This is a genomic window from Flavobacterium zhoui (assembly GCF_042787235.1).
GTDB lineage: Bacteria > Bacteroidota > Bacteroidia > Flavobacteriales > Flavobacteriaceae > Flavobacterium > Flavobacterium zhoui.
On sequence record NZ_JBHZPY010000005.1, the window covers coordinates 245,523 to 254,912 of the forward strand.

Here is a 9,390-nt window from a genome sequence, read left to right on the forward strand (position 1 = left end):
AAAAAACATTATTAAAAAAAGGCATAAAAAAACCTCGAAAATTTTCACTTTCGAGGTTTAATTTTATCGACTAATCCTTCTCTATATTTTTTAGGATTAGAATAATTAATACTACTATTACTATTTTGAAGACATTACTTTTTTCACACTACTTCCGCGATTCGTTGTTACTTTTACAACATACACTTGTTCTTGACCTCTATTCATTTTAAGGTTTAAAGCAACTTCTTTGTTTAAATAACTATTAGTGTCTGATTTTGAAAGTACAGTTGTTCCAATTGAATTAAATACTTCAATTTTTACATCGGACACATAATCAAAGTTGTATTTGATAGTAAGTACATCTTTGAAGGGAACAGGGTATGCATCAAAACCTACAGGTTCCATTTTACTGGTAGTTGTTGGTGCAAAAGTAGTTCCACATACTAATGGTTGAATATTATACCCTACGAATATTCTACATTCATCAAAAGCATTGTTGATTAAATCTACTGCACTTGCTATTTGTGAAAGTGTAAGGCCATTGGTTGAACCTCCACCTAAAGCTTGGTTTGCTAAATTATACAATCCTTGAACGGTAGCATTAGCCCCTAAAGCGGTTACAATGTTACTAGGAATAGTGTAATATTTATATTCATTATTCACTGTTCCATCAAGATTACAAGAGCGTACTTTTGGAATATCTGATCCACAACCACCTGCTGGCATGGCGATAGCGAAAGTTCCCGCTTGCAATGCAAAATTACCAAGAGCACCATTTATACCTATGTTAAGTCCTAAGGTGATGGTTTGTGCCAACAAAGTATTGTTGATTCTGCCTTGTTTAGACAAATAGCTGGATGGTAATGAGCTTATTGAATAACTTGCTGATAACACGTAGCTTCCTCCTCCACCAGGTAAAACATCGATGATGGCTTGTCGGTCACTAGGGGTGTTGGTTATGATTACAGTATTTCCTCCTGAACCTATTATCATTGTACCATTATAATATCCTAAAGCTCTTTCGATAAGACCTAAAGTACTATATTGAATACCACCGGCACATGAAGTTCCTCCAAGATTTCCATAGTACCCTTGAGTATAAGTACATAGTGCTTTTACACAGATTTGAACCGTTACCAAAGAAAAATCGGTAGCGGTACAACCGTTGGCCGGATTGGTAACGGTTAAAGTATAAGTTCCTGCTGCATCAACTGTTGGTGTAGCTGTTGTTGCTCCGGAAACGATATTTCCGCCATTGCTGGCAACCCAAGAGAAAGTAGCTCCCGCTGTTGTGGAAGAACCCGATAGAATTACAGTAGTTGTACCGCATAATATCTGAGCATCGGCTCCTGCATTTACGTTAGGTGCTGTATTGTTTAGAGTCACCAAAGCTATGTCTGTAGCTGTACAGCCGTTGGCTGGATTCGTAACGGTTAACGTATAGGTACCTGCTGCATTAACTGTTGGCGTAGCTGTTGTTCCTCCGGAAACGATATTTCCTCCATTGCTGGCAGCCCAAGAGAAAGTAGCTCCCGCTGTTGTGGAAGATCCGCTTAAAGCAATTGAAGTAATGGTACAAGTCAACTCTTTATCAGCCCCTGCATTCACATTAGGTAATGTATTGTTAAGAGTTACCAAAGCTATGTCTGTAGCTGTACAGCCGTTGGCTGGATTCGTAACGATTAACGTATAGGTACCTGCTGCATTAACGGTTGGCGTAGCTGTTGTTCCTCCGGAAACGATATTTCCTCCATTGCTGGCAGCCCAAGAGAAAGTAGCTCCCGCTGTTGTGGAAGATCCGCTTAAAGCAATTGAAGTAATGGTACAAGTCAACTCTTTATCAGCCCCTGCATTCACATTAGGTAATGTATTGTTAAGAGTTACCAAAGCTATGTCTGTAGCTGTACAGCCGTTGGCTTGATTGGTAACGGTTAACGTATAGGTACCTGCTGCATTAACTGTTGGCGTAGCTGTTGTTCCTCCAGAAACGATATTTCCTCCATTGCTGGCAACCCAAGAGTAAGTAGCTCCAGCTGTTGTGGAAGATCCGCTTAAGGCAATTGAAGTAACAGTACAGGTTAACACTTTATCAGGTCCTGCATTAGCATTAGGTGCTGTATTGTTAAGGGTAACCAACGCTATATCGGTAGCGGTACAGCCATTAGCTGGATTGGTAACGGTTAGCGTATAGGTACCTGCTGCATTAACGGTTGGTGTAGCTGTTGTTCCTCCGGAAACGATATTTCCTCCATTGCTGGCAGCCCAAGAGTAAGTAGCTCCCGCTGTTGTGGAAGATCCGCTTAAGGCAATTGAAGTAACAGTACAGGTCAACACTTTATCAGCTCCTGCGTTCACATTAGGTAATGAACTGTCTAAAGTTACCAAAGCTATATCGGTAGCGGTACAGCCGTTGGCTGGATTGGTAACGGTTAAAGTATAGGTACCCGCTGCATTAACGGTTGGCGTAGCTGTTGTTCCTCCAGAAAGAATATTTCCTCCATTGCTGGCAGCCCAAGAGTAAGTAGCTCCCGTTGTGGTGGAAGATCCGCTTAAGGCAATTGAAGTAACAGTACAGGTTAACACTTTATCAGTTCCTGCATTAGCATTAGGCGCTATATTGTTAAGGGTAACCAATGCTATATCGGTAGCAGTACAGCCATTGGCTGGATCAGTAACGGTTAACGTATAGGTACCTGCAGCATTAACTGTTGGCGTAGCGCTTGTTGCTCCGGAAACGATAAATCCTCCATTGCTGGCAACCCAGGAGTAAGTAGCTCCCGCTGTTGTGGAAGATCCGCTTAAAGCAATTGAAGTAATGGTACAAGTCAACTCTTTATCAGCCCCTGCATTCACATTAGGTAATGTATTGTTAAGGGTAACCAAAGCTATGTCTGCAGCTGTACAGCCGTTGGCTGGATTGGTAACGGTTAGCGTATAGGTACCTGCAGCATTAACTGTTGGAGTAGCGCTTGTTGCTCCGGAAACGATAAATCCTCCATTGCTGGCAATCCAAGAGAAAGTTGCTCCCGCTGTTGTGGAAGATCCGGTTAGGGCAATTGAAGTTATGGCACAAGTCAATACTTTGTCGGGTCCTGCAGCTGCATTAGGTGCTGTATTGTTAAGGGTAACCAACGCTATGTCTGTAGCGGTACAGCCGTTGGCTGGATTGGTAACGGTTAGCGTATAGGTACCTGCTGCATTAACGGTTGGTGTAGCTGTTGTTCCTCCGGAAACGATAAATCCTCCATTGCTGGCAATCCAAGAGAAAGTTGCTCCCGCTGTTGTGGAAGATCCGCTTAGGGCAATTGAAGTAACAGTACAAGTCAACACTTTATCAGTTCCTGCATTAGCATTAGGTGCTGTATTGTTAAGGGTAACCAACGCTATGTCTGTAGCTGTACAGCCATTGGCCGGATCAGTAACGGTTAACGTATAGGTACCTGCAGCATTAACTGTTGGAGTAGCGCTTGTTGCTCCGGAAACGATAAATCCTCCATTGCTGGCAATCCAAGAGAAAGTTGCTCCCGCTGTTGTGGAAGATCCGCTTAGGGCAATTGAAGTTATGGCACAAGTCAATACTTTGTCGGGTCCTGCAGCTGCATTAGGTGCTGTATTATTTAATGTTACCAAGGCCACATCAGTTCCTATACACAAAGGATTAGATGGAATGGAAACACTTAAGGTATAGGTACCTGCCATATCAACAATCGGTGTAGCTGTATTAGCTCCCGAAACGATGTGACCACCATCACTGGCAACCCATGAGAATGTTGCACCTGCTGTGGTAGAAGACCCGCTTAGAGCAAGTGAAGTAGTGGTGCAAGTCAATACTTTATCTGCTCCTGCATTAGCATTTGGAGTCAAATCCAAATTTAATTGTATGGGAGCTGATGGAAAATCTTTCAATTCAGATTGAGATGAACTTCCTGAAGACCGTGTTCTGATAAACACTGTACTTAAGACGAAACATGGATTTTGATTCTGGCTTGCTAAGAATACTTGTGTAAGATTAATTGCACCTTCAGCGAATTGATTGGGAGCATATATCCCAGGATTCACTCCAAAAACATCAAAAGGCACGGGGGTATACGAGTCGTTATTGGTAATAAAGATTTGATCTGGAAAAGATGTATTGGGAATAACAACATATTGGTAAACCCCACCTACTAATGACCATTTTCGAATCACAACGGTAGCATCACCACCTCCTTGTGTAAATTCAATAGTAACTAAAATATCACCTGGTGTTCGTCCACCCGTTGAAGCGGGTGCGCCAGTAACAAATCCACCACTACCACCGGTAATTGGTGCCACGTTACTAAAGGGATCAGGGGGGCCATAAACAGCACCTGTGATTGTTAAGGGTGCTTGTAAAAACTCGAAATCAATGTAACTACTTCCATTGATTGTCTGACGATCACCAGCAAAAAGGCACCACAAATCCGTAGAAGATCCTGCTACACCACCAGGAGTGACAAAGTTTATTCCGTCAGTACTTCGCCCTCCTATTTTACCAGCACGACCATAGCTAAAATGAACTCCACAATTTTGGATTTCATTTTTGGGTGGTGAACTTCCAGCTCCCCAAGTATAAGTACCAGGATTATCATTTATTTTATTGGAAGAAGTAAAGATGGTTGGATCATTTTGATAAGGATCCTTCAACTGATAGGTTACAGGAATTGATTGAGGACCTGTAAGACTGGGTTTGTAAAAAACTTCACCAGTAAGAGGATTAATCAAACCATGCCCCGCTATAGTGGGATCAAGATTGTCAAATAAGTCTCCTGTACCAATATACAGAGAATTAGTAAAATCAGGTGTATGAGCAAATGCATCGCCATCCACTCCAGAACCGGTAAGGGGATATTGTACGGGAACAACACCTTGAATATTCTGTGCATTAGCAGTATAACCCGTCAATAGCATTACAAACACGATAAAGGGCAATGTAAGCCAGTGACTCGAAGAACGCAGTCCTAATGTCGATAAAAAATCAATTGAACTTCTCTCATCAGATTGAGTTAAATCTAATTTAGAAAGGGTGTTTTTCGACAAAAAGCAATTAGTTATTTTGCCGGATAAGAAATCGAAAAACTCTAAAATGGTATTCTTTTTCATAATAAAAGTATTTTAGCACCATATGTTAGATATAAAAGGAAGTTTACAGATTTGGGGAAAAAAACTTAAAGAAACACAATCCATCTTCACTAAAATAATGAAGTCACCATCATTAATAATGTTTTTATTAGCTCAATAAAAACAACATTTCTTTTACCAAATAAAATCGATTTGCGAAAAAATTTATACCATTAATTTTAAGTAATTAACATTAAATAGTAATTAGGAAAAAACTGGAAGCTTACATTTATCGGAAATGTAACTAACAGCAAATAAGCCATCTTCAATTAAAGTAAATGAAGTTAACCTTCATAATCAGGATATCATGATGTGGATAACTACATCCCTATTCCCAAACTTTTATAAAAGCTGTTTTATTAAAAAACAACCTAATTATTTACTGATATTAAAATTAATCATTAAATCAAAAGGAGAAATAAAAACAAAATTATACTCGATTAAATCACCCTTTATATCGACAAAGGACATCATTAAATAAGAAATTTAAGATGGAAATAAAAATTAACAAAAACGTAATATATTGATTATTAGTGTATTACATGTTAAAAATAGCAGTAAATTAAACACAATTTTTCTTACTTACCTTATTATTTTTTTTTCGTTGGAACCGTCATATAAAAACAGTTAACTTGTGATAAATTCTAATCCTATTATCTAAATTATTTTTTAACGAATTTGGATTTTTTTTTAATTCTACGAAGAAGTGAACTAATTTAATTCTTACAATCCAAATCGCTATCGCTTCAGACTTAAAAACAAAGCTTTAGTTTAGTTCAATTAAATATAAATTAACCTTAGTAGATTGTAGATGCAAAAAAAAGACACCTGAAATGGTGTCTAATGGGCTAGTATAAAATATTTTAAAATAGTAATTTTTCATTAAACAGTAATGGTATTTTTAAAGCGTTAGAGTAATCAGGTTTTAATTGTTCCCTTGAATACAACACTGATTTTATGTTTAAAATCCTCTCTCTTTCAATTACTTATACTCTCCCCAAAATCAGTTTTATCCCTAATTTTTTAAAATACATCGCCATTTTCAAATAATTTTTAAGGGCAAATTTTAAAAATAGTTATTTCAGCACGGGACATAAAGTCAAAAAAAACCTCGAAAGTATAACTTTCGAGGTTTAATCTTAAAATCTAATCCATCTCTATATTTTATAGGATTAGTTATCTATTTCAAATTATTTAGAAGACATTACTTTTTTAACGCTACTTCCTCTATCAGTAGTTACTTTGACAAGATAAACTTGCTCTTGACCTTGATATGTATGAAGGTGTAGCATAATTTCTTTGCCCAAATAACTATTAGTATCAGTTTTTGAAAGTACAGGCATTCCTTGTGAATTTAATACTTCAATTGTAACGTCAGATTGGTAATCAAAATCGTATCTGATGGTAAGAACATCTTTAAAAGGAACTGGATATGCTGTAAAACTAGCAGTCACAGTTGGTGCAGCTGGTTTAGCAAGCGGATCAGTTGGGTTACGTAAAGTAACCGTACCGCTTATAACACAGTTGTTCGCATCTTTCACTATCCAATTGTACACTCCCGCAGTTAAACTACCAAAGAAATTAGATGTTTGGTACGTAGTTCCACCATTGATGGAATACATGAATGCACCCGTTCCCCCAGAAGCGTTCAATGTGATTGAACCATCTTTTAAAGCTGCACAACAGGAAGGGTTAACCGCTGCTACAGATACCGAAATTAATATCGGATTTACTAAGATAACAGTTCCTTGCATCATACAACCATTGGCATCTTTTACCACCCATTTGTATTCCCCAGCCTTAAGGGCAGTAAATACATTAGACGTTTGGTAATTTAATCCATTATCTGCAGAGTACATCAATACCCCTGTTCCTCCTGTTGCTGTGATGGTAAATGAACCGTCGGCTCCTCCATTACATTTAGGATTTGTAGGTGTTGCTGACGCAACTATCATTACTGGATTAATTAAATTAACCGTACCTCTGGAAATACAACCATTGTTCTCTTTAACCGCCCATTGATATTGTCCAGCTGCTAAAGCAGTAAACACATTAGACGATTGGTAAGTAGCACCATCATTTAGAGAGTACATCAAAGGAGCAGTTCCTCCCGTAGCATTAACAGTAATCGAACCGTCAGTTCCTCCATTACATTTAGGATTCACAAGAGTTGCTGTTACTGTCACCGCTGGTGGAGTGGTCAAGATAAACGTACCTTTCAATAAGCAGCCATTGGCATCTTTCACTCTCCATTTGTATTCTCCTGCCGCAAGGCCTGTAAACACATTGGATGATTGATAAGTAAGACCTTGATCAATGGAGTACGTTAATGTACCAGTACCTCCTGAAGCGATAATCGTAATCGAACCGTCTGTTCCTCCATTACATTTAGGATTCACAAGAATTGATGTTGCGACAATCAGTGGAGGATTGGTTAAAGTAACCGTACCTCTCAAGATGCAATTATTAGCATCTTTTACCACCCAGTTATATGTTCCAGCAAGTAATCCGCTAAATACATTAGATGTTTGGTAAGTTGCTCCATCATTGATGGAATACATCAGTGTTCCTGTACCTCCAGTAGCAGAAATGGTTATTGAACCGTCAGGATCATAACAACATTTAGGATTTATTGGAGTAATATTAGCCACAAGCAATGCTGGTTGTGCAATAGTTTCCGAACCTTCCACAATACATCCGTTGGCATCTTTTACAATCCAAGTGTAACTGCCGGCGGTAAGACCTGTGTACGATTTTGGAGAGGTTTGAGCCAAGTAGCCTGCACCATTGAAGTTCACCATATAAGGACTTGTTCCGCCGCTGAATGTTACGGTTATTGAACCATCGGTTCCACCGTTACATTTAACATCAGCATGCCCATCGGTCGCTACCAAAATAGTTGGTTGCGCGATAGTTTCTGAACCTTCCATGATACAGCCGTTGGCATCTTTTACAATCCAAGTGTAACTGCCGGCGGTAAGACCTGCATATACTTTTGGAGAGGTTTGAGCCACATAGCCTGCACCATTGAAGTTCACCATATAAGGAGAAGTTCCACCTGAGAATGTTACCGTAACTGAACCATCGGTTCCGCCGTTACATTTAACATCAGCATGCCCATCGGTTGCTACCAAAATCGTTGGTTGCGCGATAGTTTCTGAACCAGATTGTTCACAGCCGTTCGCATCTTTTACAATCCAAGTGTAGCTGCCGGCGGTAAGACCTGCATATACTTTTGGAGAGGTTTGAGCTACGAATCCTGCACCATTGAAATTCACCATATAAGGAGAAGTTCCACCTGAGAATGTTACCGTAACTGAACCATCGGTTCCGCCATTACATTTAACATCAGCATGCCCATCGGTCGCTACCAAAATAGTTGGCTGTGCAATAGTTTCTGAACCTTGCATAATACATCCGTTGGCATCTTTAACAATCCAAGTGTACGTACCGGCGGTAAGACCTGTGTACGATTTTGGAGAGGTTTGAGCCACATAGCCTGCACCATTGAAGTTCACCATATAAGGACTGGTTCCGCCACTGAATGTTACCGTAACTGAACCATCGGTTCCACCGTTACATTTAACATCAGCATGCCCATCGGTCGCTACCAAAATTGTTGGTTGCGCGATAGTCTCTGATCCTTCCATAATACATCCGTTGGCATCTTTTACAATCCAAGTATAGGTACCGGCCGCTAGACCTGCATATACTTTTGGAGATGTTTGAGCCACGAAGCCTGCACCATTGAAATTCACCATATAAGGAGAAGTTCCACCTGAGAATGTTACCGTAACTGAACCATCGGTTCCACCGTTACATTTAACATCAGCATGCCCATCGGTCGCTACCAAAATCGTTGGTTGCGCGATAGTTTCTGAACCAGATTGTTCACAGCCGTTGGCATCTTTTACAATCCAAGTGTAAGTGCCGGCAGTAAGACCTGCATATACTTTTGGAGAAGTTTGAGCCACGAAGCCTGCACCATTGAAGTTCACCATATAAGGAGCCGTTCCGCCACTGAATGTTACCGTAACTGAACCATCGGTTCCGCCGTTACATTTCACATCTGCATGGGCATCTGTCGCTACCAAAATAGTTGGTTGTCCAACTACTTCTGATCCTTGCGTGATACAACCGTTGGCATCTTTTACCATCCAAGTGTAAGTGCCGGCGGTAAGACCTGCATATACTTTTGGAGAGGTTTGAGCCAAATAGCCTGCGCCATTGAAGTTTACCATATAAGGAGCTGTTCCGCCTGAGAATGTT

Annotated in this window: 2 protein-coding genes; both read right to left on the bottom strand. The window is 39.9% G+C overall.

What is annotated here, in order from left to right:
* Positions 1 to 120 precede the first annotated feature (120 nt).
* Positions 121 to 5,103: a T9SS type A sorting domain-containing protein gene (locus tag ACFX5F_RS08315; RefSeq protein ID WP_379851606.1), complete on the bottom strand. Its 4,983-nt coding sequence runs from the start codon at positions 5,101 to 5,103 to the stop codon at positions 121 to 123.
* A gap of 1,208 nt (positions 5,104 to 6,311) precedes the next feature.
* Positions 6,312 to 9,390: T9SS type A sorting domain-containing protein (locus ACFX5F_RS08320; protein ID WP_379851607.1), on the bottom strand; the 3,079-nt coding region annotated here is incomplete at its 5' end.

What these genes read in the sequence shown, in the direction of transcription:
- ACFX5F_RS08315 (WP_379851606.1), bottom strand. Translation starts at nt 5,103, where the DNA reads ATGAAAAAGAATACCATTTTAGAGTTTTTCGATTTCTTATCCGGCAAA.